A 26,770-nucleotide genomic window follows, 5' to 3' on the forward strand; every position below is an offset into this window, starting at 1 on the left:
TTGTATTTTGATACATATTTTTATTATTTAAGTTAAAGCAAAACAGCCACTTATGCTAAGCTAAATATAAATAATAGATGAGGATAACTATATGAAAAATATACCAAATGGAACCCAAGTCATTCATCATCTAAATTATGAAGAACAAGTATTTTATAAAGAAGAGAATGGAAACTTACTATTTTGGAATGAGAGTAAATGGGAAAAAGCCCTGATAGAAAGTATTGAGATGATGATCATTAAAGATTTTGAATTAACTGATCTAAGAAACTAAAAGACTATCCTGAAGGGGACGTTTTAAGATAGATCAATTTATAGCTGTAGCCCTGCCAATACAGGTGATTGAGCAGGGTTTATCATTTCTAATGTACTGAATTTATTTAATTTATCTGAAACTCAAGTTAAGTTAACCTATATTCTAGCTCAGGTAGACTTTTATAAAAGATATTAGTTAAGCTTTTGATTATATACCGATATTCTTCAAGATAAATGCGATAGTTGAATTTTAAAAACTCAACAAATTAAAAAATGGATATTCTTTCTGTAAATAATTAAACTAGTTGGTCCGCTATTTGATCTGTTCTAATTTGGGCTTTAGCTTAAAATATCTCTGACTACTTTTTCTCTCCTGTACTGTAATTTTATTAAGCCTAGCTTGTTCAAGGTATAAGTTGGGGGAGCTAAGCAGGCCATTAATTAAGTGTTATCAGGTTTTAAAGTAGATCTAAAGATGAATAGCTTAGTAAATAAGTTGAAAGTGAGGTTGGAAATTTGAGTCAAAATACCGTAATCAGAGAGCTATTTGATCGGCCAATCGAACAAAAAATTTGGGTCGCGCCAATGGCAGGGGGGACAGATCGACCATTTAGAACCTTATGTAAATACTTTGGTGCAGGCCATGCTGTTAGCGAAATGATGACAGCTGATAAGACACTGAGGATGAGTAAAAAGAGTTTATATCGGGCTAATTTTGATGGTGAATTAGCTCCAATTTCTGCCCAGATAGCAGGATCTGATCCAGAACAACTGGCTGAAGCAGCACGTTATCAGATTGCTAATGGTGCTCAGATTATTGATATTAATATGGGATGTCCGGCAAAAAAAGTTTGTAATAAACTTGCAGGCTCTGCTTTATTACAGGATGAAGAACTGGTTGCGCGTATTTTAGATACCGTAGTTGCCGCAGTTGATGTGCCAGTTACCCTTAAAACTCGTTTGGGGTATTTAAATGGTCAAGAAAATATTCTGCGTGTGGCGAAGCGGGCAGAAGAGGCTGGTATTGCGGCACTGGCTTTACACGGTCGGACTCGTGAAGACATGTATTTAAATCATGCACGTTATGATTTGATTCGTGAAGTTAAAAAAATTATTCATATCCCAGTAATTGCTAATGGCGATATCGATAGTCCTGAAAAAGCCAAATTTGTATTGGAACATACAGGCGCCGATGCGATCATGATTGGGCGTGCAGCACAGGGGCGTCCATGGATATTTCGGGAAATTGCCCATTATTTAAATACTGGAGAATACCTAAAAGCCCCTGATATTGAAGAGGTAAAACATGTATTGCTTGGGCATTTAAATGAGCTCTATGAATTTTATGGTGAGTATTCTGGCTGCCGTATCGCCCGTAAACATATAGCTTGGTATACCAAGGGTTTATATGCCAGCAATGAGTTTCGTCAGAAAATGTATCAAGTAGAAAGTACGTTAGAGCAGGCAAAAGTAGTAGAAGCTTATTTTAACCAGTTATTGGCCCAAGGACGTTTAATGAGTGATGTACAGCAGGAAACTGTTAACCTGCTTGATCCTTAAGCCAAAAAGAAGCTAGGCATGAATATTGTCTTGCTCTAGCGTCCGGTTAAAAACTGTTAATCTGAATTTGAATGAGTGGCCTGATTAATTTCAAGATTTAGCAGGTTAATCAGGTCAACAGCATTTAGCTGTCGAATCTGGGCAGCATTACTGCCGGCCCAGAATGCCCCATACTCATAGTGGCCCTGTTTGGATGCAATTTGATGTAGCTGTTTTGCAATATCATAAACATATGGATAGGCGGGGAGACTTGGCCGCTGAACCAGATCAACTTCGGTATGCCATGCATTAATCAGGCCGCGTGCCGGGCGTCCTGAAATAGTTGAGGTAATTTGAGTAAGAGGCCGGTTAAATAAAGCTTCGCGATAGGCTGCATTGGCATTTGAGCTTGGACATTGCACGAAGGCAGTTCCTAACTGTACAGCTTGAGCACCAAGTGCAAGACATTGCTGTGCCTGGCGGCCGTTCATGATTCCGCCCGCTGCTACGACTGGTAAATCAAGATATTGTAAAATTAAGCGTACCAAGTCAGTCGTTTTAATGGCGCTGTCACGATGCGGGTTAAAACAGCCACGATGTCCACCGGCCTCTACCCCTTGAGCAATAATGACATCAATCCCTGCTTCTGCAATTGCTTTTGCTTCCGCCAGATTGGTTGCAGAAACCATGGTTAAAATCTTTGCTTTTTTAAGTGCTTCAATTTGATGTGGGTGTGGAATACCAAAATGAAAACTGACGGCTGCTGGGCAAGTCTCTAAAACAAGATTGAGATAATCATCTGAGTCCTTAAAGCTTGGATAGATATTTTTTAACTCGTTAGGTGCAGAGGCATCAAATTTTCTAAAGTGCGGTTCTAGATATTCAATCCATTCTTGTGCAGTATCCTGATCCAGTATTTTAGAGCGATGACAAAAAAAATTAAGCTGAAAGGGCTGTCGGGTTAGCTGTTGTGTTTTTAAAATCTGTTCACGTGCCTGTGCAACTGTATTGGCTCCTAGGCCTAATGAGCCCAAAGCTCCGGCATTAGAGACTTCAGCCGCCAGCTCGGGTGTACTTACCCCTGCCATAGGCGCCAAGAAAATAGAGTGTTTCAAGCCAAGTCTTTCGATCAGATTCATATTCTTATTACCTAAATTTTATTTTAAGATTTACGTCAAACGCTCGAGAGATGCAACCAATATCCAATATTTTGTTAATAAATAGCGTAATTTCAGGCATGGCTGATTTCCTGATGCCTTTTTTATATGAAGGCAGAGCAAGCCATAAACTTGAGTTTCTCTATCATTACCAGATCGATTATATTCAAACTGAAATAGCCTAAGTTAAATTGATTTAACGACATGCCTTGTCGCAAAGAAATAAATGCAGGCTTTGCAGACGCAACAGACTAGTATAATTAATGATTATCTCTCTACATGGATGATCAGGTCTATGTCTGAACGTATTCGCGAGAAACTGCAAATTTTGGCTGATGCCGCCAAATATGATGTATCCTGCTCATCAAGTGGCAGTAATCGAAAAAATAAGGATAAAGGACTCGGAAATACCGGTTCCGGGATCTGTCATAGCTATACTGAAGACGGTCGTTGTGTCTCTCTGCTTAAAGTCTTATTTTCAAATATCTGTATTTACGACTGTGCTTACTGTGTTTCAAGGCGTTCAAATGATGTGAAACGTGCTGCCTTTACTGTGCAGGAAGTCGTAGATCTTACTATTAATTTTTATCGTCGTAACTATATTGAAGGCCTGTTTCTAAGTTCAGGGATTTTTAAATCGGCTGACCATACTATGGAACGCATGTTGCAGGTGGTTAAAAAGCTTCGGTTAGAAGAAAATTTTAATGGATATATACACTTAAAGACTATTCCAGGAGCTTCACCTGAACTGATTACAGAAGCTGGACTATATGCTGACCGGATGAGTATTAATCTGGAAATGCCAACAGCAGATGGACTACAAAAGTTTGCACCTGAGAAAAGTCACAGTGAGGTGCAGAAAGATCTGGGAATTGTCCGTGACCGGCTTATCCAGTTTAAGGATGAGCGTAAAATTATTAAAACAGTACCCAAATTTGTTCCGGCAGGTCAAACCACACAAATGGTTGTCGGGGCGCATCATGAAACTGATCAGGACGTGATTTTAATGGCAGACCGCCATTATAAAGAGTTTAAACTGAAGCGTGTCTATTATTCTGGTTATATTCCAATTAACTCTGAAGATCAGGCTTTACCTGCCATTGGATCAGCACCACCATTATTACGTGAAAACCGGTTATACCAGACTGACTGGCTCATGCGCTTTTATGAGTTCGATGCTCATGAACTGGTTGATGACGAACATCCGAACCTTGAACTGGATGTAGACCCAAAATTGGCTTGGGCACTACGTCATCCGGAACAGTTTCCGGTAGATATTAATACGGCTGAATATAGAATGATCTTGCGCGTGCCGGGTATTGGCGTACGTTCTGCAAGAAAGGTCATTCAGGCACGGCGCTTTGGCAGTATTCATATTGATCAGCTTAAACGCATGGGGATTGCTTATAATCGGGCCCAGCACTTTATTCGCTGTGCAGATACACCCAAATTTATCAAAGAAATGTTGCCGAGCCAGATCAGGCAGCAGATTCTGCTGGCCGGCCAGTCCAAATATAATGCACAGCTCTCTCCACAATTAGGACTAGGCTTTTAAGTGGCCCAGTATGTTTTTGATGGCAGTATGACCGGACTGCTAAGCTGTGTTTTCCGGGCTTTTCAATTTAAAGAGTTTGCAGTAAAAATTAGTATACAAGGGCGCTTCCAGTCGGGACTGTTTGATGAGGTGATTCATGTAAGTGCAAATGATGAACATGCACAACGTGTATGGAATGCTTTAAAAATTAAAGTTGAACATACGAGCCTGAAAAATTTTTATTACACTTTTTTATCTGAACAGGAACAGGCATTTCAGCAGCTCTTTGAATTTTGTATATATGTATTTCAGTCTGCTTTACCCGTAGACTACAACTATGGTCATGCTGCGGTATTGGGTCTTTCCCAATGGACCAAGCAGGTAGGGCGTGAGAAGCACCGCATGGAAGCTTTTGTCCGCTTCAAAAAAGCCAAGAATGGTCTTTTCATTGCGCTGGTACGGCCAGACTTTAATGTATTGCCTCTAATTGAACGGCATTTTAAGGACCGTTATCAGGACCAGTCTTGGCTGATTTATGATGAGAAAAGGAATTATGGAATTTATTATGATTTAAAACAGGTCCATCAGGTGCATATGCAGGTAGAACAAGTGGACCAGACATCACATACTGGGTTTAGTCAGAAATTTACAGTGGAACTGGATGATGATGAATTGCTTTATGACCAGCTCTGGAAAGACTATTTTTGTGCTATTAATATTGAAGCTCGACGTAATATAAAACTGCATATACAGTATGTTCCTAAACGTTATTGGCGTTATATGAATGAGAAAATATTGTTCGAAGACTCATTTTTGCAAAAGAGATGAGAAAAATTGCATAATCGAATAAAGTAACGCACAGTATTAAGCTTAGAGTTAATGATGAAATTCTTCCATGTTGTTTTAATTTCTTTATCTCTTGTTTTGCTGGGAGCATGCGCAGAAAAACGGCCTGATGATTTCCATAGTACGCCAGCTGATTATCGGGTAAATAGTGCAGTAGAACTGCAAACCCAAATAGATCATCTTAACCAGGAACTGCAGCAGCAATTCTTAACTTTCAAATCTCAATATTCTGATGCGTTTTCTGATCCCAAGGCTGAGCTGGATGTTCATAATTTGCATACATTAAACGAGCATCTGGTGAGCCGGTTTGCGTTGAAGAATGCAAAAAATGGTTACTGCAACATGATGAACAGCTATTTCGTGAAGATGTTTCAAATTGGACACCAGAATCTCAATCTGGTTGAACATCTTAAACTTGAACATCTACCTGCTCATGAAAATCTGAAAGAAATTTTTGCTCAACCCGAAAATTTCTATCAGTTTATTATTAATCGTTATACCAGCTATCGACAAGTGCAAGAGACCATGAATTATGGCTGTAACCTAAAAGGTGCTCTCGAGCCGTAAATAAAAAACCCATCATATCGATGGGTTTTTTATTTAGCAGCTGGTCAATTTTTCTGGTTGGGGTGCTTCGTCTGGAAAGAAGACAGGACGTAGTTTTACACCAATAGTATTACCTAAGAAGGCAAAGCCCAGCCATAACCATCCATGTAAACTACCTGAAGCAATCCCACTGAAATAAGCACCAATGTTGCAGCCATATGCCAAGCGGGCACCATAGCCCAGTAAGATACCGCCCAGAACTGCAGCCAGCAGTGAACGACGCGGTATGTTGAAGTTAGGAGCAAACTTACCGGCCAGACTCGCAGCCAGCAATGCACCCAGCATGATACCGAAGTTCATCATGGAAGTTACATCAAACCAGAGTGGTTCAGTAAGGGCTTTAGCATTGGCAGGTTGTTGCCAATATGCCCATGAGGCGACATCTATACCACCCAGACTAGCTATTTTGGCAGCCCATACAGCTAAAGCCGAGGTTACTCCCCAAGGCCTGCCAGCCAAGGCCAATGTGGCAAAGTTCAGTAAGGTCAATAAAATCCCGCCCCAAACCAGTGGCCAGGGACCACGTAAAAAGCGTTTCCAGCCAAGCTCGGATGAGGTAGAGCCGATTTCTAATGCACCATGGCGCTTTTTCTCAAAATAAACAGTTGCCAGCGCGATGACTGCAAAGAGAGCAAAGTTTAAAAGTAAAGCAGGTATTACCCCCAAACTTTTAACAACAGAGACAGGCGCCAAGTGCGGCAGGTTAAACCACCAGTCCAGATGCAAGGTTGCCAACAGGGAACCCAGACAGAAAAATATCAGGGTAACCACCATGCGGGCACTACCGCCACCGACCGTATAAAGCGTTCCAGATGCGCAACCACCACCTAGTTGCATGCCTATGCCGAAAATAAAAGCACCAATCACAACCGAAGTGGAAAGTGGAGACACAAAACCGGTTACCGGCTGACCAAACAGCTGGCCAGCTCCTAAAGCAGGAAAAAACAGTAATACAGCCAGTGCCAGCATGATCATTTGCGCACGCAAACCACGACCTCGACGCTCCTTGATAAAAACGCGCCAGCTGGAAGTGAAGCCAAAGGATGCATGGTAGAGTGTCATCCCTAATGCTCCACCAATGAGAAGCAGCAGGGCTTGATTCAAGCCAACAATCTGGTATGCACTCATTGCGCCAATTAACAGCAGCAGCAAAGCGACCCAGACCGTAACTTGAGAACGATTGGATTTTTCAGCAACAAGATTCATGGGAGAAAAATAATACGAAGAGAATGAGTCTATTTTAACTTATTTTGATGCCTTAATTATTATGTAAATCTATAAAATATATAATATATAACTGAGAATAAGTGATAAGTTATAGTAGTTAAACTGATACAAAAGTCTGAACTAAAAACAGAAATTTTAATTATTTCTCTCTGTATGCAAACCTGATGAAATAAATAAACAATACACAAAGTTTAAGTATCAGATCAATGTCAGAAAAGATAAAATATATTAAAGATAAAAAAATGCACTATAGATGTATTAAATAATGAAGGAAAAGAAAATGGATATTATTCCAGCCGAGCACGCAAAACTATGGACTTTAGAAGCGGGTCTGACTATAACGGTAGTACGAGACAAGCTTAATGATCTGATTGAACAGGCAGCCAGACAGGGGAATACTGTTATATTCATGATTTTACCTAAATACATTGCACTTGAAGACATACATGCCCTCTCAGCAGAGCTGCATGAAATAGGTTATCAGGTCAGGTTTGGACTCGAAGAGAGCTATTATTATTTCAATATCCATTGGCATTAAAACTAAAACAGGCTCCTGAAGAGCCTGCCTTTTAAAACAAAGATTTTTAGACCGATGTCATGCCACCTTCATGCTTGACTTCAAGATGTTCAGGCAGATGTGGATTGGTTAATGCAAAGGCTTCTTTTAACTGCATATCAAAGTTATCTGTAAGCATACTGTCAAAACGCTTGGCATTATAACGGATAAGCTGTTCAGCTTCTTCATCAGTAATAAAGCCCTTGCTGACCGCATCTTCTACATGCTCTTCAAAAGTTAAACCGACAAACTGTCCCTTGGATTCAGCTTTTTTAAATCTGTCCCAAAGCGGTTCAATCTGTAGCAGCATTTTAAAGGTAGATTCCAGTCGGCCATTTACATCATCTTCTCGGATATTATAGTAAACATGAGCTTTTAGTTGTTCGCGGAAGGGATTTTCCATCATAATCCACTGAGCCACCTGTTGTTTGAGCTTATCATTTGGTTTGGCTACAGGACGACCAAAGGGAAAGCAGACCATTTTAACCAGCCCGGCTGCTGCAGGCACTGGGAAATTGGCAAATAGTCCATCAAAAGCCTCTTGTATCTGATAAAACGCTTTTTCCAGAGCCAGTTGTGCATGATCCTGTTCAGCTTCAGTCCTATTGCCACGTTCATAATATTTTAAAATAGAAGTCGCAATGAATAGATAGGAGTGGATATCAGCCAGACGGCCAGACAGCATTTCTTTGCGTTTGATATCACCAGCAAGTAAACCCAAAGACATATCGGCAGTTAAGGCAAAGCAGGCACTAAAACGGTTAACCAGCTTATAGTACGGTAGAGTAAAATCATCGGCTGTAAAAGCTGCACGTGAAGAACCCCCTGTAAATGCGTAGGCCAATGCCCGTGCACCCCGGTTTAAGGTATAGCCTAAGTGATGATAAAGCATTTCATTAAACTTGTTTAAGGCACCAGTCTTATCTGGAGATTGCAACAGCTGTAATTCTTCAAACAGATAAGGATGGCAACGCATTGAGCCCTGTCCAAAAATCATTAGGGAGCGGGTTAGAATATTTGCCCCCTCTACAGTAATGGATACAGGAACTGCCTGATACTGTAGAGCCAAAAAGTTGCGGGGTCCAAGTTGAATTGCACGACCACCGACTACGTCCATGCCATGATTGACTACTTTACGCATGGTTTCTGTTGCATAATGTTTTGCCATTGCCGTCATGACAGCTGGCGTGCCACCCTGGTTCAAACCACAGGTGACCATATAACGGAAAGCTTCCAGCATATAGGCATCACTGGCAATATCACTCGTCGCTTCCTGTACACCTTCAAACTTCCCGACTGAAAGTTTAAACTGCTGACGAATACGGGCAAAAGCACCGACAGTCAGGTAACACATTTCGCCTGCTGCGGTAGAGAGGGCAGGCAGAGAAATACCACGGCCAACTCCCAAGCATTCCATCAGCATGCGCCAGCCTTTACCTGCATTTTTGGGTCCGCCGATAATCCAGTCAATTGGGATGAATACATCCTTACCATCGACTGTACCATTCATAAAAGGTGAGCCCGGATAATGGCGCGGTCCAATTTCTATACCGGGATGGCTGGCTGGAATCAGGGCACAGGTAATTCCATATTCATTTTTGTTTTTATCACCAAGCAATCCGTCTGGATCAAACAGCTTAAAAGCCAGACCGACCACAGTTGCAATGGGTGCTAGAGTAATCCAGCGTTTGGAAAAATTCATTTTTAAGCCGAGTACCTGCTCACCGTCATACTCGCCATAGCAAACTACACCGGTATCAGGGATAGCACCGGCATCAGAACCTGCTTCCGGGCTGGTCAGACCAAAACATGGAATTTCAGTACCATTAGCTAACCCTGGTAAATAACGTTCCTTCTGCTCTTCAGTGCCGTAGTGCATTAACAGTTCACCTGGCCCAAGTGAGTTAGGTACCATACAGCTTACTGCCGCCGTCATGGAGCGTGAAGCAATTTTGCTCATAATCCGGCTTTGTGCAAAAGCCGTAAATTCCAGACCACCATAAATTTTAGGTATAATTAGACCTAAAAAGCCTTTCTCTTTAATAAACTGCCAAACGTGTTCTGGCAGGTCTTTATCATGATGATGAATTTGCCATTCATCTAGCATGTCACAAAGTTGTTCGACTTCATGGTCAAGGAAAGATTGTTCTTCTTCAGATAGATGCGGATAAGGATAACGGTCAAACTGATCCCAGTCTGGCGCGCCCATAAACAGTTCTTTTTCCCACCAGCTGGTACCGGCCTCTAATGCTTCGCGTTCGGTTGTGCTAATACTCGGCATTGCATTACTTAACCGGTCAAAAGCCGGACGTGTGATGAGGTTCATACGTAATGAATCAACAAGTAACACTAGGCTAAGTAGAATTAGCGGTATCCCCAAAATTAAAGACCAAGGACTGATCAAAGCTGTAATAATGACAGCTCCGATCATCGTTATGGCACCCGTAACTCTGGATAACCCATAAAAAAATATGGCCCATATGGTAAACAGCTGTAGCAAAATACTCAGAATAAATAACATAAAATCACTCCTCTAAATCATTACATCTGATGTGTAAAAACGACCAGCAGGAATCAACAGTTACGAAGTCATCATTTTTCTGTTTATATCACTTGAGGTTTTTTCAGTGAGTCAGTGCAATTATTTTTAATTAGATTAAAATATTTAACCTGCTGTATTAATCCTTTTAAAGCCATATAAACTCAACCATAAATAGTTAAATTTTTGTCACCAAAAGTATAAAAATACTTCTAAATAAAAGACTATATAATTGATAGAAATGTATTTATTTGATGGTTTGGTACCTATAAAACCTGAAGATATATTTGAAATGAGGTTACATAAAATATGTTAGAGCCATACAGAGACTGACACTTTATGTAATGAATAATTTTTGAACATATTATAGAAATAAATATAGATCAAAAAATAGGAGAACTATTATGTCACGTGGAGATAAGTCAGCTTATACAGAAAAACAGAAACGGCAGGCTCAGCATATTGAAGAAAGTGAAAAAGAGCGCGGGCATTCAGAGGATGAGGCAGAACGGATTGCTTGGGCTACTGTAAATAAACAGGACGGTGGTGGCAAAAAGAAATCGGATTAACAGCCAACAGATTATAAAATTAGTAAAAAGGCCCTCACTAGAGGGCCTTTTTAGAGCTTAAAACAATTAGGCTTCAATCGTTTGAACTGCAATTTTTTTTGCTGGATCTGTTTTACGACGCACTTCAGGAACCGGTTCACCATAATACTGACGATCTGCAAAATAGCTTGAACGTACCATAGGTGCTGACCAGATATTTCTAAAGCCAAGCTTACGGCCATGTTCAGCATAACGCTCAAATTCTTCTGGCGTGACGAATCGGTCAATCGGTGCATGCTGTTTGGAAGGCTGTAGATACTGACCAATAGTGACATAATCTACATCATGCGCACGAAGGTCATCTAGAAGAGCAATTACTTCCTCTTCTTTTTCACCAATACCCACCATTAGCCCACATTTAGTTGGAATATCAGGGCAGTATTCTTTAAACATTTTTAACAGGTTTAAAGAGTGCTGATAATCTGAACCCGGGCGCATTGCCTTATATAAACGTGGCACAGTTTCAATATTATGGTTAAACACATCCGGCGGGCATTCAGTCATAATACGTAGTGCAATATCCAGACGGCCACGAAAATCTGGAACCAGAATTTCAAGTAACGTATTTGGACTAAGCTGACGTGCTTCTTTAATACAGTCAACAAAATGCTGTGCGCCGCCGTCAAGTAAGTCATCACGGTCAACTGAAGTGATAACTGCATATTTTAGACCCAAATTTGCAATTGTTTCTGCCATATGGCGTGGCTCATCTGCATCTAATGCATTTGGACGGCCGTGAGCAACATCACAAAATGGACAGCGTCGGGTACAGATGTCACCCATAATCATAAAGGTTGCTGTACCGCCACCAAAGCATTCTGGCAGGTTCGGGCAGGCAGCCTCTTCACATACAGTATGCAGTTTTTGTGAACGTAAAGTTGTTTTGATACGTTGAACTTCTTCTGGTGCAGTCATCTTCACCCGGATCCAGTCCGGTTTACGAGGCACTTCAACCGTAGGTACAACTTTTACAGGTATTCTAGCGACCTTTTCTGCGCCACGAAGTTTAATACCCTGTTCTGGTTTACGGTTTTCAGACATATTCAACTTTTCCACTGTTTGAGGAGAGATCAGATTGACAGGCTTCTTATTATAACGGACTTAACTTTAAATAGGAAAAAAACGCTATTCATTTAAAAAATGTAGCCATCACATAATATAGGTGGGGGAAATACAGCAAATTCATCAGGATTACGTCATAATATAGGCAAGATAAGAGATAACGTTTTCATGTAAGGAGCTTTGAATGCCACGTAAGAAAGAGGTCGTTAGTGGGAATTTCGTTAAATATGATGCGGTAGTTCTCGGTTCTGGACCTGCGGGTGAAGGCGCGGCAATGAAGCTGGCGAAAGCAGGTAAGCGTGTAGCTATTGTTGATATGCGTGAGCAGCTCGGTGGTAACTGTACGCATGTCGGTACTATTCCAAGCAAAGCTTTACGTCAAACTGTATCGAGTATTATCCGTTATCAGCGTGATCCGATGTTTAAAAAAGTGGGAGACTGGAAACAGTTCACCATGAAACAAGTGCTACGCAATGCACATAAAGTGATTCAGCAACAGGTCGATACCCATTCACGCTTTTATGACCGTAATAAAATTGATATTTATCATGGGCGTGCCTATATACAGGACAAAAATACCGTTTTAATCTTCAGCGATGATGGTATTAAGGAAACGCTGGTATTCAAACAACTGGTGATCGCAACAGGTAGCCGCCCGTATCATCCGGCTGGACTCGATTTTAATCATCCACGTGTATTTGATTCAGATAAAATTCTGGATCTTGATTTTGCTATTCAAAAAATCATTATTTATGGTGCTGGTGTAATTGGTTGTGAATATGCCTCTATTTTTATTGGACTGGATCATAAAGTTGACCTGATCAATACACAGCATAAACTGCTCAGTTATCTGGATGATGAAATTGCCGATGCATTATCTTACCATTTGCGTGAACAAGGCGTACTGATCCGTCATAATGAACAGATTGATTATCTGGAAACTTATGATGATCACGTGGTATTGCACCTGCAGAGTGGCAAGAAAATCAAGGCAGATGCTATTTTATGGTGTAATGGCCGTTCCGGTAACACAGATGGACTTGGTCTGGAAAATGTTGGCCTTACACCAAATAGCCGCGGACAGCTTGCGGTCAATGATCAGTACCAGACTGAAGTTGAAAATATTTATGCTGCGGGCGATGTGGTAGGCTGGCCATCACTGGCTTCAGCAGCATACGACCAAGGGCGTTGTGCTGGTGCCAATATGAGTGGCGAGCTCAATGTAAAACCGGTAAAAGATATTCCAACCGGTATTTATACCATTCCAGAAATTTCTTTCTTCGGCAAAACCGAGCAGGAACTCACCGAAGAGAAAATTCCTTATGAAGTAGGGCAGGCTTCTTTTCGTCATCTGGCACGTGCACAGATTACTGGTGACACTGTCGGTGAACTAAAACTTCTATTTCATCGTGACACTCTGGAACTTTTGGGAGTCCACTGTTTCGGTAATAATGCTTCTGAAATTATTCACATTGGTCAGGCAGTCATGCAAAGTCCAAACAACACTTTAAAGTATTTTATAGAAACAACGTTTAACTACCCGACTATGGCGGAAGCTTATCGTGTAGCTGCATTAAATGGTCTTAACCGTTTATTCTAAAATGTTGTATATAAAAACGCCCATCAACTGATGGGCGTTTTTATAGATTTTTTCATAGATTAGGCCATCTTTAAATGACAGTTCTATGAAAGGTTTATGATGATTTAATAACATTCAATCTTGAAAACTTTTAAGTAAATGCTTGCTGTGAGTCAATGTGCACAGAAAGCCTGATTAAAATATTCAAAAAGCTGTGGTGTATTGCTCCACAAATAAAAAGCCAGAACAAATAGAAGTACAATACTAATAGCAATCATAATATTCAGGCTGTCAAACGATTTAGTCATGAACTACGGCCTCTTCATTAACAAAAAAATGTACAAATACTCCGAGCACACTTAAGACAATTGCGGTTAGCCATACTGCATTGTAATTGCCTGCAATATCATGATTGACGCCACCCAGCCAACCACCGAAAAAAGAACCAATCTGATGGGTGAAAAACACGATACCACTTAGCATGCTCAAGTATTTTACTCCGAACATGTTTGCAACAATACCATTAGTCAGTGGGACTGTAGATAACCACAAGATTCCCATTACCATACCAAAAATATAGACACTAATCGTGGTTAAGGGAAGAGCCAGAAATGCAATAATGGCAATACCGCGAATACCGTATAGCAGCATTAAAAGCTTAGGTTTAGAATAACGATCACCTAACCAGCCGGCACCGTAGGTTCCAATAATATTAAATAATCCAACTAAGGCTAAAAAGATAGTGCCGGTCGTGGCGTCAAAGCCATGATCGATCAAATAACCTGGCAGATGTACGCCCAGAAAGACTACCTGAAAACCACAGACCAGAAAACCAAGAGCCAGCCACCAGAAGGGTCGATGTTTTCTAACAATGTGTAAGACCTGCTTAAAAGTAAGAGCGGGCTTTAAAGCCTCACTGATTACTTTGGGTGACTGGTAATGGGGAGCCTTAAGCATCCATGCCAGCGGAATAATGAAAGCCACTAGAACAGCACAGACCATAAGTGCAGCAGACCAGCCTATACTTTTAAGCAGCAGCAAAGTAGCAGGCAACATAATGAATTGGCCAAATGACCCCGCCGCACTGGCAATTCCCATGGCCATACTGCGTTTTTCTGGAGGAGCGGCCCGACCAACGGCTGAAAGGAGTACAGAAAACGAAGTAGCTGACAAGGCAAAACCTAAAATCAAGCCTACACTTAAATTAAGAAGTAAGCCTGTTGAGCTGAAAGCCATAAGAACTAGGCCAGCGGTGTATAATGCACCTCCAAGGGCCACAACAATTTTACTTCCATATTTATCTGCAAGGGCACCTGTAAAAGGTTGAACTGCTCCCCAGATCAAGTTTTGCATGGCAATCGCTAGACTAAAAACATGATGTCCCCATCCAAACTCATGGCTCATTGGTACAAGATATAAACCAAATGAATGCCGCATCCCTAGTGATAAAGCCAGAATGAAAGCACTGGCAATGAGCATATATATAAGCGGTTTGGAGAATTGTGTGGTTAACATATAACGTCCATGGAATGATCGCACGAGACTATAATATTCGATTCGGACAAGAGAAAGAGTAAAATAAAAAATTGGTATGAATAAATTAAAGTTATAAATATTTTAAAAATAAAATTTTTATAGGAAATAGTCAGGCGCTCAAAATAAAAAGCAGGAAAAATTCCTGCTTTTATCGATATAAATTAATTTAGAAACGGTAGCCTACACCTGCATATGCCAAGATCGGATTTACCTCAATATCGGCTTTAGATTTAATCAGTTCACCCAGTTGAGCATCTCTCACCGTGATGGTTGTATCATTTTTTAAGTGAGCATATGAAACTGAACCTACTGCAAACCACTTATCATTAAAGTCATAAGTAAAGCCTAATGTTGCGACAGGGGCAAAAGCATCACTGGCTTCTACCTCTACTTCTGGGTTAGCACTACTAGGGGTGCCATCTAATGCAGCTCCAGCTTTATCTTGTTTAATATTTGCGATCATGTGTCCGGCAGCAATTAAGTCCTGTTCAGTACGTGGATTAATTTCTAGTTCATTAAAGTAAGCATACATAAGACCTACACCTACATAAGGACGGAACTTATTTACACCTGTTTTGCCAAAATGATACTGAAATTCAAAAGCTGGAGTCCATGCCCGTGCCGATGCAGCTGGTCCATAAGCTCCTAAGTCCGTAATCTCAATATTATTTTTGAGTTGAATACCAGGAAAATCAATACCACCAGGAATTTCTTTAATCAAATCAAGGCTTGGAGTTGCTAATGCTGAGAATGGCGCGTAAATTTTTCCCTTCCCTTGTAAGTCAACTTTGGGTGGTATGCCAGCTTTAATTTCTAAAGAAACATTATCTGTAAAGAAATAATTAGACATAATTCCCAAAGTAGTAACATCATCTGCTTCTAAACCGGTATTGGCATTATTCCATTCTGAAAGTCCATAAATTTCTGCGCTTCCACTCAAAGATGATGACAAATTATCTACGTTTAGCCTATCCAAGATTTTAATAAATGCAGTAGTGAGATTTGGTTCCATTGCTGGGTCAAGATTTCTTGTTACAGAATCTATTGAAATATCACCAACAGCACGTCTTTCCCCTTCAGCTACAGATGTATTGACTTTAAAGGGTTGTGCTTTACCTTGAGGCATAACATGTAAAGCACCGACGGAAACAGAGAAGCGTTTAAAGCCATCTGCTTTCATACCAAACCAGTTGTTTTCAGCAAAAGACAATTGTGGTAAACCAAACAGAACACTCGTTGTGAGTGCTAGGGCAGTATATTTCATATCTAGACAAGCTCCATGTCTTTAAGACATTAATTTTTTTTGTTGGTAGGTGCAGTATCAGAAAATTAGAGTAATTACTCTGTATTTTAAATGCTTGGTTAATGCATGCTTTTGTAGGGAATTGTGGTTTTTAAGTTAAAATTTAATAGAAAAGTGAAATAATTAAAAATTATGTAATATTTATTAACACTAAATTCAATTTTTATTCATATTTAAAAACTATGGAATATTAAGTTAAAATAAAAGGCTACCTAGAAGTAGCCTTTTTAATAAAGTTTAATTAACGTTGAAAGCGAGAAAGATCTTCTTCCGGGCGTGCTGTTAAAACTTCAATGCCTGTTTCAGTTACTAAAATTGTATGTTCATATTGAGCAGAAAGTTTATGATCTTTAGTAACCACTGTCCATTTATCTCCTAGTAGTTTAGTCTGCCATACTCCGGCATTTACCATGGGTTCAATGGTAAAAGTCATACCGGCTTCCAAACGCATGCCAGTACTCTTCTGGCCATAATGCAGGATTTGTGGCTCATCATGAAATACTGTGCCGATACCATGACCGCAATATTCCCGTACTACACTAAAGCGCTCGGACTCTACATATTTTTGAATTGCATAGCCAATATCACCCACATATGACCCTGCCTTAACTGTTTCCATCCCACGATACATTGCTTCCTGAGCAACTTTACACAAGCGATTTGCAAGAATAGAGGTTTCGCCACCTACGATATACATCATGTTGGTATCGCCATGATAACCATCTTTAATAACAGTTACATCGATATTGAGGATATCACCCTTCTTGAGAATTTTAGCTTCTGAGGGAATCCCATGACATACTACGTGGTTTACTGAAGTACAGATTGTATGTTGAAACGCTGCGCGCCCTGGCGCAGCCCCATAACCTAAACAGGCAGGAATGGCCTGTTGCACATTCACTATATAATCATGACAAATCGTGTCTAGTTCTAGTGTGCTGACTCCAGGTTTAATATAGGGCTTAATCATATCAAGTACTTCTGCCGCCAAACGCCCCGCAATACGCATTTTTTCAATCTCTTCAGGGGTTTTGATTAAACGGGCAGGAGCTGAATAAGTACTGTTCATGATCACTAAAAACTTTTGGTAATTTGTAAGTGTCTATGGTATAAATAGCCGCCCGTTTTATCAAATGGTTTTTTGTGATCTCTAGATACATGAAAACCGCTTAAAAACGGAAAAATCCGCACATATGTCGTCACATTGCTCTGGGTGCCCTGCGGGGTGGAGAATGCGGACATATGGAGGCCTAACCCAAACTTTAAGGTAAAGAAAATGGCAGATTACAACGTAAGCATGCGCGACCTTCTTACAGCTGGCGCGCACTTTGGTCACCAAACTCGTTTCTGGAACCCAAAAATGCGTCAATATATCTTTGGCGCGCGTAACAAAATTCATATCATTAACCTTGAGCATACTGTTCCTGCGCTAAATGATGCTTTGAACTTTGCTAACCAGTTAGCAAGCAAAAAGAATAAAGTTTTGTTCGTTGGTACTAAACGTGCTGCTTCTAACATCATCCGTGAACAAGCTCAACGCGCTGGTCAACCATATGTAGATCATCGCTGGTTAGGTGGTATGTTGACGAACTGGAAAACTCTTCGTCAATCAATCAACCGTTTGAAAGATCTTCAAACTCAGTCTCAAGACGGTACTTTTGCTAAGCTGACTAAACGTGAAGCTCTTGAGCGTGCACGTGAGATGGAAAAACTTGAGCGTTCTTTGGGCGGCGTGAAAAACATGGGTGGCTTACCTGACGCATTATTCGTAATCGATGTTGATCACGAAGCAATTGCTATTAAAGAAGCTAAGAACCTGGGTATTCCTGTAATCGGTATCGTAGATACAAACTCTAATCCAGACAACGTAGACTACGTTATTCCGGGTAATGATGACGCGATCCGCGCAGTAACTCTTTATGCTTCTGCTATGGCTGACGCGATTATTGCTGGTAAAGAATACGCTCAATCACAAGCAAATGCACAAGCTAAAGCAGAAGAAGCTCCAGCTTCTGAGGCTTAATGCGTTTGACGCTAGCTTGTCATTTTTGCGACATGTGATGGTGGCAAAGTAAGCGTTAAGTATGCAGGCGGCCCATGAGAATCCTCTGGGCCGTTTCTGTTCTAAAAGAATTTGTTTTCTACCACCGAATTTAGGAGATTAACATGACTGCTGTTACCGCAAGCATGGTTAAAGAATTGCGCGACCGTACTGGCCTTGCAATGATGGAATGTAAAAAAGCTTTAACAGAAGCTGATGGTGATATCGAACTTGCGATTGATAACCTTCGTAAATCTGGTCAAGCAAAAGCAGCTAAAAAAGCGGGTAATATTGCAGCTGATGGCGCGATTACAATTGTTCAGGAAGGCAACAAGGCAATTCTTGTAGAAGTAAACTGTCAGACTGACTTTGTTGCTAAAGATGAAAACTTTGCTGGCTTTTCTGCAAAAGTTGCTGCTGCTGCGCTAGCTGCAAATGAAACTGATGCTGCTAAAATTGCTGAACTCAAGCTTGAAGATGGTGCTACTGTTGAAGAAGCACGCATTGCACTTGTTCAGAAAATTGGTGAAAACATTCAGGTTCGTCGTGCTGCGATTGTTGAAGGTGAAAACCTTGCAGTTTATAAACACGGTCTGAAAATTGGTGTTGTTGTAGCTTACACTGGTGATGCTGATACAGGTAAAGGTATTGCAATGCACGTTGCTGCATTCAATCCAGTTGCTGTAACTGCTGAACAGGTTCCTGCTGAGCTTGTAGCGAAAGAAAAAGAAATCGCTGAAGCAAAAGCAATTGAATCTGGTAAACCAGCCAATATCGTTGAAAAAATGGTATCTGGTTCAGTAGATAAATATCTGAATGAAGTTGTACTTGAGCGTCAAATGTACGTAATTGACAACGACAAGAAAGTTGCTGAAGTACTTAAGGCGACTGGTACAACTGTAGCTCAATTCGTACGTTTCGAAGTGGGTGAAGGTATCGAGAAAAAAGCAGAAATGAGCTTCGCTGAAGAAGTTGCTGCTGCTCAGGCTGCTGCTCAATAATATTGAATCAGCAGGTCGTAAAAAAGCCCTCAGTTTGAGGGCTTTTTTGTATTTATAAAACTCAATATTCTTGAGTGGCTTTATGTTTAGCTTGCTAAAGTAGAGGAATAACCAATTGTAATGCAGTTTTCGAATAATTTAAACGATGATAGGGCTTATTAAGCGCTAGTAAGCGTTCTATGCCGTGTTTTCCACTTAGGTAGGAATTTACCTAAATAAGCATCCATGCACCATACGGGGCCAATCAGGAGAAACTGGAGGTCTTTTAAAAAAGAAGGCTTTTTACCCTCAACTTTATGTCCATAAAACTGGCCAATCCATGCCAGAACAAAAACTCCAATATAAAAGCCTATACCTGCTGGCAAGATATAAATAAGCCAACCCATAACCAAAATTAACGCTGCCATTGCTACAGCTAGCACCAAGTCAAGACGGGCATAGAAAATTATAGTTAAAACTACGAGCAGAGTCGCAAGCAGGGTGCTGAAATGTGCGATGATCCCGATAATTGAAAATAGGATAGTTGGAACACAAATCCAGTGAATCGCTTTATTGGTTTTATTTTGATGGCTTTCAGAATATTCTTCAAACCATTCTTCCACTGTCTTCATTATCCACTCCTTGTGATGATTTTTATTAGTCTTAAAATATAAACAGAATATAAATCAAAAAGACAGAATGCGTCAAAGTTTTCTGACAGGGGAGTATTTAAAGATAAATAAAGCTATTTTTGATACAGACCCATAAAAATTGCTAACCAGGTATTTTAAAAATTGGAAGGAGTTTTAAGCAGAGAAATGGAAGTTAGTAAAGTTTAGAAGAAACTATAAAAACAAAAGCCACTAATTGTGGCTTTTAATCTTCTTATGCAGTAAGACAGATTTAAGAGTTAGGACCATCTACACGTTCAATACTTACTTTCGCCGTACCGGCATTAGTTACACCAATACTTTTGGCAGCGCCATACGACAAGTCAAGTACACGGTTACCATGGAAAGGTCCACGATCATTAACTTTAACAATTACACTTTTACCATTAGAGCGGTTGGTCACGCGAATATAACAGTTTAGTGGCAGGCTGCGATGAGCTGCTGTCATGGCATTCATATCAAATGTTTCACCGCTTGCAGTCTTGCGGCCATGGAATTGACGTCCATACCAAGATGCTACGCCGGTCTGGCTGAACTTACGAACAGTGTTAGACGCTACGGTATTCAATTTTTCAATCACTGAAGGTTCTTCTTCAGGGATTTCAATTTTCGCTGCAATAGTCTGGCGGCGAATTTTATCACCGGTACGCTCAGTGATTGAAAGACTGTTAAGGTTTGAAAAGTGAGAGTTAAAGCCTTGTGCATCACGGTTTAAAACACGGGCTGCAAGGTTTAAATTGTCATTATCATTGCTCAATGACGAAGCCTGTACCATTTCTGCTTGAGACTGCGTTACGGTCAGACCGATAGTTAACGCAAGTATATATTTTAGCGAAGTGGGCATTCATAAACTCCTAAAGATCAGTGCTGCTTTGCTGATAAAACTCCAGTAAACCAGCACATGTATCCAAATGTTCGTTTGTGTTACTGCATTTGACGATGGGGGATAATATTCATGTGTCACCAAAAGTGTCTAGTCTTTAACGAGAAATATTTACAAAAAGGACAAAATCTCACAAATATAGATTAAAAAATAATCAATATTGTAACATTTAATTTAAAAAGTATAATTAATGGCCTTTTATCTATAAATAATTGTTGACTTTTAAAATACTGGGTAAATATTTGGTTTAACGATCGGCTACTTCTATCCCTAATTGCCATACAGCAGTGGCATACATACGGCTCTTATTGTAGGTAGTAATAACCTGAAAATTCGGGTAGGTAATATAGTAAACCGGACCATATGAATCTTGAAGTTGAATGATATTAACCATATCCAGATCATCAATTTTTACCAAAGGATTAAGTGGGCTAATTCCTTTATTTTTCAAAACTCCATAAGGTACAGGCTGGGTAAGATCAGTTGCAATAACACTGTCTGGATTTGAACCGGTGTATCGTGCAGCAAAACCGATAGGCTGGTCGCGTTGCCAACCATGATGAGCTAAGTAGTTAGCAATAGAACCGATAGCGTCTACTGCTGAGTTTCTGAGATCAATATGACCGTTGCCATCGTAATCTATGCCCAGTTTAGTAATATTACTCGGCATGAATTGCGGATAACCAATTGCGCCTGCATATGAACCAATAATACTACTGGTTGGATAGCCTTCTTTATAGGTCCAGGCAATTAAAGCGCCTAATTCATCGCTAAAATATTCAGCGCGGCGTGGATAACCGAAGGCCAATGTAGCTAGTGCATCACGCGTGACGAAGGAACCTTTATTGGCACCATAGCCAGTCTCTACTCCTAAAATACCTAAAATCACCGCCTTAGAGACTCCAAACTGCTGTTCAGCCCGGTTTAAAGCATCTGCATACTGGTTTTTAAAAGTAACTCCGCGGTTAATCGTACCTGCTGACATGAAATTAGTTTTATATTCATACCAAGGTTTACTTTCCCCAGGACGATTCATGATGTTAACAATGTTTGGTAAATTTTTACTGCCCTGCATGGCCCAATCTACCTGCTGTGCAGTCAGACCATAATTTTGCATAGTTTTAGTTTTAAATGCTTCATAATTAGGGTGAGTAATAAAATCATTTGCCTGAGAGAAAGCGACAATACCGGCAGCACTCAAACCTATACTAAATTGCTTGAATTTTTTATAAATATTTAAACTAATCATTGGCTCTTAAATCTCAACTATCGATGCGTATGAATAGACATGACCAAACCAAAAGTGGCCATTAAAGTAATGATGGCGGTACCACCATAACTCATAAAAGGTAGAGGTACGCCAACTACAGGTAAAATACCACTGACCATGCCGGCATTAACAAACACATAAACAAAAAATGACAAACCCAGTGTTCCGGCTACAAGACGTCCATAATTATGAAAACAGTTGAGGCCGATCTGTAATACCCTGAAAATAATCGCAAAATAAAGAGTAATAAGGATGAGAACTCCAATTAAACCAAACTCTTCAGAATAAGCTGCAATAATAAAATCAGTATGGCCTTCAGGTAAAAAATGTAAATGGGACTGGGTACCTTGTAAAAAGCCCTTACCAAAAAATCCACCTGAACCAATTGCTGTTTTAGATTGGATAATATTCCAGCCTGTTCCTAAAGCGTCTGCTTCCGGATTCAGCAAGGTGAGTACACGTTGCCGCTGATAGTCATGCAGAAGAAACTGCCATGCTAGGGGAATAATCATGCACATGAGGCCTATAGCAGCTCCAATGAGCTTCCAGGAGAGGCCACTTAAAAACAGGACAAAGAGACCGCTGGCAAGAATCAGTAATGATGTCCCTAAATCTGGCTGCTCTGCAATGAGTAAAAATGGAACAATAATAAGAACCAGAGAAATAATGACGTTTTTAAAGCTTGGAGGAAGAGGATGGCGTGATAAAAACCAGGCAATCATCATTGGCATACCAATCTTCATAAACTCGCTGGGCTGTACACTGCCAAAACCAGGAATATCAATCCAACGCTGTGCACCCATGCGCACTTCGCCAAATATCATGACTGATAACAGCGCTAGTACACCAAAGATATAAAAATATGGCGAAAATGCCTGATAAACCTTGGGCGGAATCTGGGCAAGTGTAAACATGACGATAAAGCCAATACCGAAGCTCATGGCCTGCTTGCTAACTAGACCAACATCTTGTGCAGAAGCACTATATAGTACAGTTAAGCCTAATAAGGCATTAAGAAATAGAAAAAGGCATAACCACGGATCAATATGCAGCCGCTGCCAGCGAGACGGTTGCATGGCTGTACTCAGCCCATCACGAGGAGCTTGACGCAGGAATTTATATTGAGAGCTTGGAGACATGTAGGTTTGAAAACAGGCTAAATTAATGCATGCCGCATGCTAACACAAAGCTTGCACAAGACAATCGCTATGCAAACTTTGCAATAAAAAAACCTGGCATTAGCCAGGTTTCCGATTCTGATATTTTAATCTCAAGACTATCTGATCAGTCTTAATATAAGCTGATGAGTAAGTTAAATATTAATGGAAGAATAAAGTATCGTGATATTCTGCAAGTACCATTAACTCATCTTTAGTCAGATTTGGGATAAGCTTGTCGATAGCGATATGCACTGCTTTAGTGACCGCTGCCGCTCCGATATCGGCAGCTTTACGTTTAATCATGCCCAGATCAAGTGTTTTGTTGAAATCGCTCATAAAATGACGGATGGTTGCGTCACCGAACTGTTTATAAAGCTCGGCCAGCACTGCACGGTCTACTTTATTGCCCGCCTTAATTTCAGCAAAATTATGCTTAAGGTTAGTGATCAGACTGGCGTCCAGTGGTTCACCTACTCTATATTGGTTATCCGGACCTTTAAACATGCTACGTTCAGAGAATTCAATTGACTGCTGAACTACTTCATTTGGTGCTTTATTTAATAGTTGTTTCAATAAGACAGCCACAGTTGACTTAATATAGCCTGCAAGTTTCTCTGCTGTATCACGCTTGTCACTGGCAGGGAAACGGCGTACCAGTTCAGTTAAAATAGCATCAATAATTTCATCATTGATTTGTAAAGCGATTTTATCCCGAAGAGGATAAAGCGGCTCCTTTGAATTCTTTTTTTCAACTGATGTCTGAAGATTGTTCAGTAAAGACTCAGACGGGGTAAAACCAAAAAATGGCATGATTAAAACCTCGGTATTTTTCGTTTTATTGTCGCGCCAATCGGATCGGGTTTGGCATCCAGGTTAAATCTGATACACGACATGGATTAATATCCAGCCCACCACGTCGTGTATAAGTTGCATACACCATCAACTTTTCCGGCTGTAAATGTTGCCATATATCTGCAAACATTTGCTCCACACATTGTTCATGAAAGCCATTATGTTGACGGTAAGAAATAATATAAGCTAACACACTACGATAACAAGGTTTTTTACCTTGATAACGAATAAAAACCGTTCCCCAATCTGGCTGACCAGTCACTGGACAGTTACTGCGTAACAGATGCGAATATAGCTGGATTTCTCCTTCTTCAGGGTCATCTGCATATTGCAGCAAACCTGCATCCGGATGATTCTTCAACTGCTGGGGTGTCAAATCATCAATACATATACCCTGCGGTTGACTGATTTCAAGAGCATCTACCTGAAAAAGCTCTAGTTTCACTGCTGCACCTGCAGCCTGAGATAAGTCTTTTTCTACAGTCTCTATAAAAATAGCCCGATTTCCAAACCGATGAAAATTCAGACTGTTAAAGTAGAGTTTTAAAGATTTGGATTCAATAAGATGAGGCGAAGAAGCGGGTAAGCTCATACGTCCAATAGCGACTTGTGGTATACCGTGGCTGTTTAACCATGAAATTTCAAAGATATGCCACCAGTCTTTACCTTGCTGAATACCTTCTATATGGGCATAGTCAGCGCGAGACTGCGCGCGTGCAATAGGAAAAAGAATATCAGGTTGATACTGGTTTGGATAACTGGTGTCTTTACCCAATAAAGACTGCTCTACACTCATTCACGCATTCCTGAACCACGAGACAATAAATAGTATGCAATGCCATAAAACACTGCGCAGAATAATGTAACTACCACAAGAGAAACTGAAACGTTTACATCACTATGGCCTAAAATTCCGAAACGGAAAGCATTCACCATATATACGATCGGATTGATCAGAGAGAGGTTCTGCCAAAATGGGCTTAATGAACTGATCGCGTAGAACACTCCCCCTAAGTAGGTAAGTGGTGTTAATACAAATGTTGGGATAATTGAAATATCATCGAAAGATTTAGCATAAACAGCATTGATAAAACCGCCCAGAGAGAAGAGCAGGGAGGTAACAATCACGGTAAATATGGTCACAAACCAGTTAGTGATATGCAGATCAGTAAAAAACAGACTCATCGCTGTCACTATAATACCAACCAGTACACCGCGACATACTCCGCCAATCACATAACCCCATAAAATCAAATGCAGAGGCATTGGGCTCATAATGAGTTCTTCAATACTTTTTTGGAACTTGGCACTAAAAAAACTACTGGATACATTAGCATAACTATTAGTAATTACCGCCATCATAATCAGGCCGGGGACAATAAACTGCATATAGCTTACGCCGCCCATCTCTCCAATACGTGAACCGACCAGATTGCCAAAGATTACAAAATAAAGGCTCATGGTGATCGCAGGTGGAAGCAAGGTCTGGGGCCAGATCCGCATGAAACGACGGATTTCTTTGCGAACTAAAGTTCCAAGTGCAGTTTGTAATTGACCTAGATTCATGTTGTCGCTCCATCCAGATTTTTTTCGACCATTTTTACGAAAAGCTCTTCGAGACGATTCGACTTGTTGCGCATACTGCGTACCTGAATATTCTGTGCCTGCATGAGCTGAAACAGATCATTTAAAGAATGGGCTTTATCCATTGTTACTTCTAAAGTCATTGGATCAATCAGATTAAAATTAACGCCAATAATATTCAGATGCAAAGGATCAATAGGTTCAGCCAGATCAAAAATGAAGGATTCCTCATTTAATTGATTAAGAAAATCCTTCATAGTGGTATCTTCTTTAATTACGCCACGATCAATAATCGCGATCCGGCGACAGAGCATCTCGGCTTCTTCCAGATAATGGGTTGTCAGAATAATTGAGGTACCCTTGGCATTCATTTCTGTCAGGAAATCCCACATTGAACGGCGCAGTTCGATATCGACCCCAGCAGTGGGCTCATCCAGAATAAGTAACTTTGGTTCATGCATCATGGCTCGTGCAATCATAAGACGGCGTTTCATACCACCAGAAAGCATACGGGCCTGAACATGACGCTTGTCCCAAAGGCCAAGCTTTTCCAGATATTGTTCTGCCCGTTGTTCTGCCAGCTTTTTAGGAATACCGTAATAGCCAGCTTGAGTGACCAGAATATCAAAGGTTTTTTCAAAATGACCGAAGTTGAACTCTTGTGGCACGACTCCTAGGCATTGTTTGGCCTCAGAAGGATGGATGTCTAAATTGTAGCCAAAGATTTCTACAGTTCCGGAGGTTTTTTTAGCCAGTGAGCTGATGATACTGATCGTTGTAGACTTGCCTGCACCATTGGGCCCTAAAAGTGCATAGAACTCTCCTTCCGGTACAGTCAGATTAATTCCTTTGAGAGCTTGAAAACCATTTCGATAGGTTTTGGACAAATCCCTTAGCGTCAATGCATCAGTCATGAATTTCTCGCATGGTGAATAGAAAAGATATTCTGAGCGATCTGCTTCAATAAACAAAGTACATTAAT

Annotated in this window: 26 protein-coding genes; 10 read left to right on the forward strand and 16 right to left on the reverse strand. The window is 40.5% G+C overall.

Going from position 1 to position 26,770, the window contains the following annotated elements; translation table 11 throughout:
• Positions 1 to 91: 91 nt before the first annotated feature.
• Together J502_RS10020 and dusB are read left to right on the forward strand one after the other, a co-directional pair.
• On the forward strand, positions 92 to 274 hold the full coding sequence (locus tag J502_RS10020) for a hypothetical protein (protein ID WP_005019410.1): 183 nt from the start codon (positions 92 to 94) through the stop codon (positions 272 to 274).
• 539 nt (positions 275 to 813) lie between these two features.
• Positions 814 to 1,815, forward strand: a complete 1,002-nt coding sequence (gene dusB / locus J502_RS10025; protein ID WP_034672851.1) for a tRNA dihydrouridine synthase DusB — start codon at positions 814 to 816, stop codon at positions 1,813 to 1,815.
• A gap of 56 nt (positions 1,816 to 1,871) precedes the next feature.
• Here the strand turns inward: dusB and J502_RS10030 are convergent, their stop codons facing one another.
• The gene (locus J502_RS10030) at positions 1,872 to 2,933 is read right to left on the reverse strand and encodes an NAD(P)H-dependent flavin oxidoreductase (RefSeq protein WP_005019413.1); all 1,062 of its coding nucleotides are present in this window, start codon (positions 2,931 to 2,933) and stop codon (positions 1,872 to 1,874) included.
• A 313-nt stretch (positions 2,934 to 3,246) separates the two neighbouring features.
• On the opposite strand from J502_RS10030, the gene J502_RS10035 reads away from it, so the two are divergent.
• From J502_RS10035 to J502_RS10045, 3 genes are read left to right on the forward strand one after another with little or no spacing between them, the layout of a single operon-like run.
• On the forward strand, positions 3,247 to 4,506 hold the full coding sequence (locus J502_RS10035; RefSeq protein WP_005019414.1) for a putative DNA modification/repair radical SAM protein: 1,260 nt from the start codon (positions 3,247 to 3,249) through the stop codon (positions 4,504 to 4,506).
• The gene (locus tag J502_RS10040; RefSeq protein ID WP_005019416.1) at positions 4,507 to 5,313 is read left to right on the forward strand and encodes a TIGR03915 family putative DNA repair protein; all 807 of its coding nucleotides are present in this window, start codon (positions 4,507 to 4,509) and stop codon (positions 5,311 to 5,313) included.
• A 54-nt stretch (positions 5,314 to 5,367) separates the two neighbouring features.
• Positions 5,368 to 5,898: a hypothetical protein gene (locus tag J502_RS10045; RefSeq protein WP_005019418.1), complete on the forward strand. Its 531-nt coding sequence runs from the start codon at positions 5,368 to 5,370 to the stop codon at positions 5,896 to 5,898.
• 33 nt (positions 5,899 to 5,931) lie between these two features.
• Here J502_RS10045 and J502_RS10050 read toward each other — a convergent pair whose 3' ends face one another.
• Positions 5,932 to 7,143 (reverse strand): YeeE/YedE family protein, encoded by a 1,212-nt coding sequence (locus tag J502_RS10050; RefSeq protein ID WP_034672849.1) that lies wholly within the window; start codon positions 7,141 to 7,143, stop codon positions 5,932 to 5,934.
• A 301-nt stretch (positions 7,144 to 7,444) separates the two neighbouring features.
• Between J502_RS10050 and J502_RS10055 the strand changes: the two genes are divergently transcribed.
• Positions 7,445 to 7,702, forward strand: a complete 258-nt coding sequence (locus tag J502_RS10055) for a hypothetical protein (RefSeq protein WP_005019420.1) — start codon at positions 7,445 to 7,447, stop codon at positions 7,700 to 7,702.
• A gap of 46 nt (positions 7,703 to 7,748) precedes the next feature.
• Here the strand turns inward: J502_RS10055 and J502_RS10060 are convergent, their stop codons facing one another.
• Positions 7,749 to 10,241 carry an acyl-CoA dehydrogenase gene (locus J502_RS10060; RefSeq protein WP_034683967.1) on the reverse strand — a complete coding sequence of 831 codons (2,493 nt, stop codon included), beginning with the start codon at positions 10,239 to 10,241 and terminating at the stop codon, positions 7,749 to 7,751.
• A 422-nt stretch (positions 10,242 to 10,663) separates the two neighbouring features.
• Here J502_RS10060 and J502_RS16970 point away from each other — a divergent pair, with 422 nt between their 5' ends.
• Entirely contained in the window at positions 10,664 to 10,828 is a 165-nt protein-coding gene (locus J502_RS16970) for a hypothetical protein (RefSeq protein WP_005019422.1), read from the forward strand.
• 66 nt (positions 10,829 to 10,894) lie between these two features.
• On the opposite strand, the gene lipA is transcribed toward J502_RS16970, so the two are convergent.
• Entirely contained in the window at positions 10,895 to 11,908 is a 1,014-nt protein-coding gene (gene lipA / locus J502_RS10070) for a lipoyl synthase (RefSeq protein WP_005019423.1), read from the reverse strand.
• A gap of 205 nt (positions 11,909 to 12,113) precedes the next feature.
• Here lipA and sthA point away from each other — a divergent pair, with 205 nt between their 5' ends.
• Entirely contained in the window at positions 12,114 to 13,529 is a 1,416-nt protein-coding gene (gene sthA / locus J502_RS10075; protein WP_005019425.1) for a Si-specific NAD(P)(+) transhydrogenase, read from the forward strand.
• Positions 13,530 to 13,681: 152 nt separating this feature from the next.
• Here the strand turns inward: sthA and J502_RS17205 are convergent, their stop codons facing one another.
• From J502_RS17205 to map, 4 genes are all read right to left on the reverse strand, one after another.
• Positions 13,682 to 13,816 carry a hypothetical protein gene (locus J502_RS17205; protein WP_005019426.1) on the reverse strand — a complete coding sequence of 45 codons (135 nt, stop codon included), beginning with the start codon at positions 13,814 to 13,816 and terminating at the stop codon, positions 13,682 to 13,684.
• Entirely contained in the window at positions 13,809 to 15,023 is a 1,215-nt protein-coding gene (locus J502_RS10085; protein ID WP_034683970.1) for an MFS transporter, read from the reverse strand. The genes J502_RS17205 and J502_RS10085 overlap by 8 nt, the downstream gene beginning before the upstream one ends.
• Positions 15,024 to 15,210: 187 nt before the next feature.
• Positions 15,211 to 16,308: an OmpW/AlkL family protein gene (locus tag J502_RS10090; protein ID WP_005019428.1), complete on the reverse strand. Its 1,098-nt coding sequence runs from the start codon at positions 16,306 to 16,308 to the stop codon at positions 15,211 to 15,213.
• A gap of 280 nt (positions 16,309 to 16,588) precedes the next feature.
• Positions 16,589 to 17,416 carry a type I methionyl aminopeptidase gene (gene map / locus J502_RS10095; RefSeq protein ID WP_005019430.1) on the reverse strand — a complete coding sequence of 276 codons (828 nt, stop codon included), beginning with the start codon at positions 17,414 to 17,416 and terminating at the stop codon, positions 16,589 to 16,591.
• A gap of 207 nt (positions 17,417 to 17,623) precedes the next feature.
• On the opposite strand from map, the gene rpsB reads away from it, so the two are divergent.
• Entirely contained in the window at positions 17,624 to 18,370 is a 747-nt protein-coding gene (rpsB, locus tag J502_RS10100) for a 30S ribosomal protein S2 (RefSeq protein WP_005019432.1), read from the forward strand.
• A gap of 143 nt (positions 18,371 to 18,513) precedes the next feature.
• On the forward strand, positions 18,514 to 19,389 hold the full coding sequence (tsf, locus tag J502_RS10105) for a translation elongation factor Ts (protein ID WP_005406818.1): 876 nt from the start codon (positions 18,514 to 18,516) through the stop codon (positions 19,387 to 19,389).
• 158 nt (positions 19,390 to 19,547) lie between these two features.
• On the opposite strand, the gene J502_RS10110 is transcribed toward tsf, so the two are convergent.
• The 8 genes from J502_RS10110 to J502_RS10145 form a co-directional block, all read right to left on the reverse strand.
• Entirely contained in the window at positions 19,548 to 20,000 is a 453-nt protein-coding gene (locus J502_RS10110) for an Mpo1 family 2-hydroxy fatty acid dioxygenase (RefSeq protein WP_005019436.1), read from the reverse strand.
• A gap of 271 nt (positions 20,001 to 20,271) precedes the next feature.
• Positions 20,272 to 20,883, reverse strand: coding sequence for a septal ring lytic transglycosylase RlpA family protein (locus J502_RS10115; protein WP_005019438.1), 612 nt, complete (start codon positions 20,881 to 20,883; stop codon positions 20,272 to 20,274).
• A gap of 286 nt (positions 20,884 to 21,169) precedes the next feature.
• A complete protein-coding gene (gene mltB, locus J502_RS10120) occupies positions 21,170 to 22,171 on the reverse strand; it encodes a lytic murein transglycosylase B (RefSeq protein WP_005406537.1) in 1,002 nt (333 codons plus the stop codon).
• Positions 22,172 to 22,188: 17 nt separating this feature from the next.
• Entirely contained in the window at positions 22,189 to 23,331 is a 1,143-nt protein-coding gene (rodA, locus tag J502_RS10125) for a rod shape-determining protein RodA (protein ID WP_005019443.1), read from the reverse strand.
• Positions 23,332 to 23,511: 180 nt separating this feature from the next.
• Positions 23,512 to 24,162, reverse strand: coding sequence for a hypothetical protein (locus J502_RS10130; RefSeq protein ID WP_005406688.1), 651 nt, complete (start codon positions 24,160 to 24,162; stop codon positions 23,512 to 23,514).
• Positions 24,163 to 24,187: 25 nt separating this feature from the next.
• Positions 24,188 to 25,000: an NADPH-dependent 7-cyano-7-deazaguanine reductase QueF gene (gene queF / locus J502_RS10135; protein WP_005406779.1), complete on the reverse strand. Its 813-nt coding sequence runs from the start codon at positions 24,998 to 25,000 to the stop codon at positions 24,188 to 24,190.
• Positions 24,997 to 25,770 (reverse strand): ABC transporter permease, encoded by a 774-nt coding sequence (locus J502_RS10140; RefSeq protein ID WP_005019450.1) that lies wholly within the window; start codon positions 25,768 to 25,770, stop codon positions 24,997 to 24,999. Before J502_RS10140 ends, queF begins: the two co-directional genes overlap by 4 nt.
• The gene (locus J502_RS10145) at positions 25,767 to 26,702 is read right to left on the reverse strand and encodes an ABC transporter ATP-binding protein (protein WP_005406571.1); all 936 of its coding nucleotides are present in this window, start codon (positions 26,700 to 26,702) and stop codon (positions 25,767 to 25,769) included. The genes J502_RS10140 and J502_RS10145 overlap by 4 nt, the downstream gene beginning before the upstream one ends.
• Between the last annotated feature and the right edge of the window lie 68 nt (positions 26,703 to 26,770).

This window comes from Acinetobacter sp. 1294596 (assembly GCF_000582925.1).
GTDB classification, from domain to species: domain Bacteria; phylum Pseudomonadota; class Gammaproteobacteria; order Pseudomonadales; family Moraxellaceae; genus Acinetobacter; species Acinetobacter radioresistens.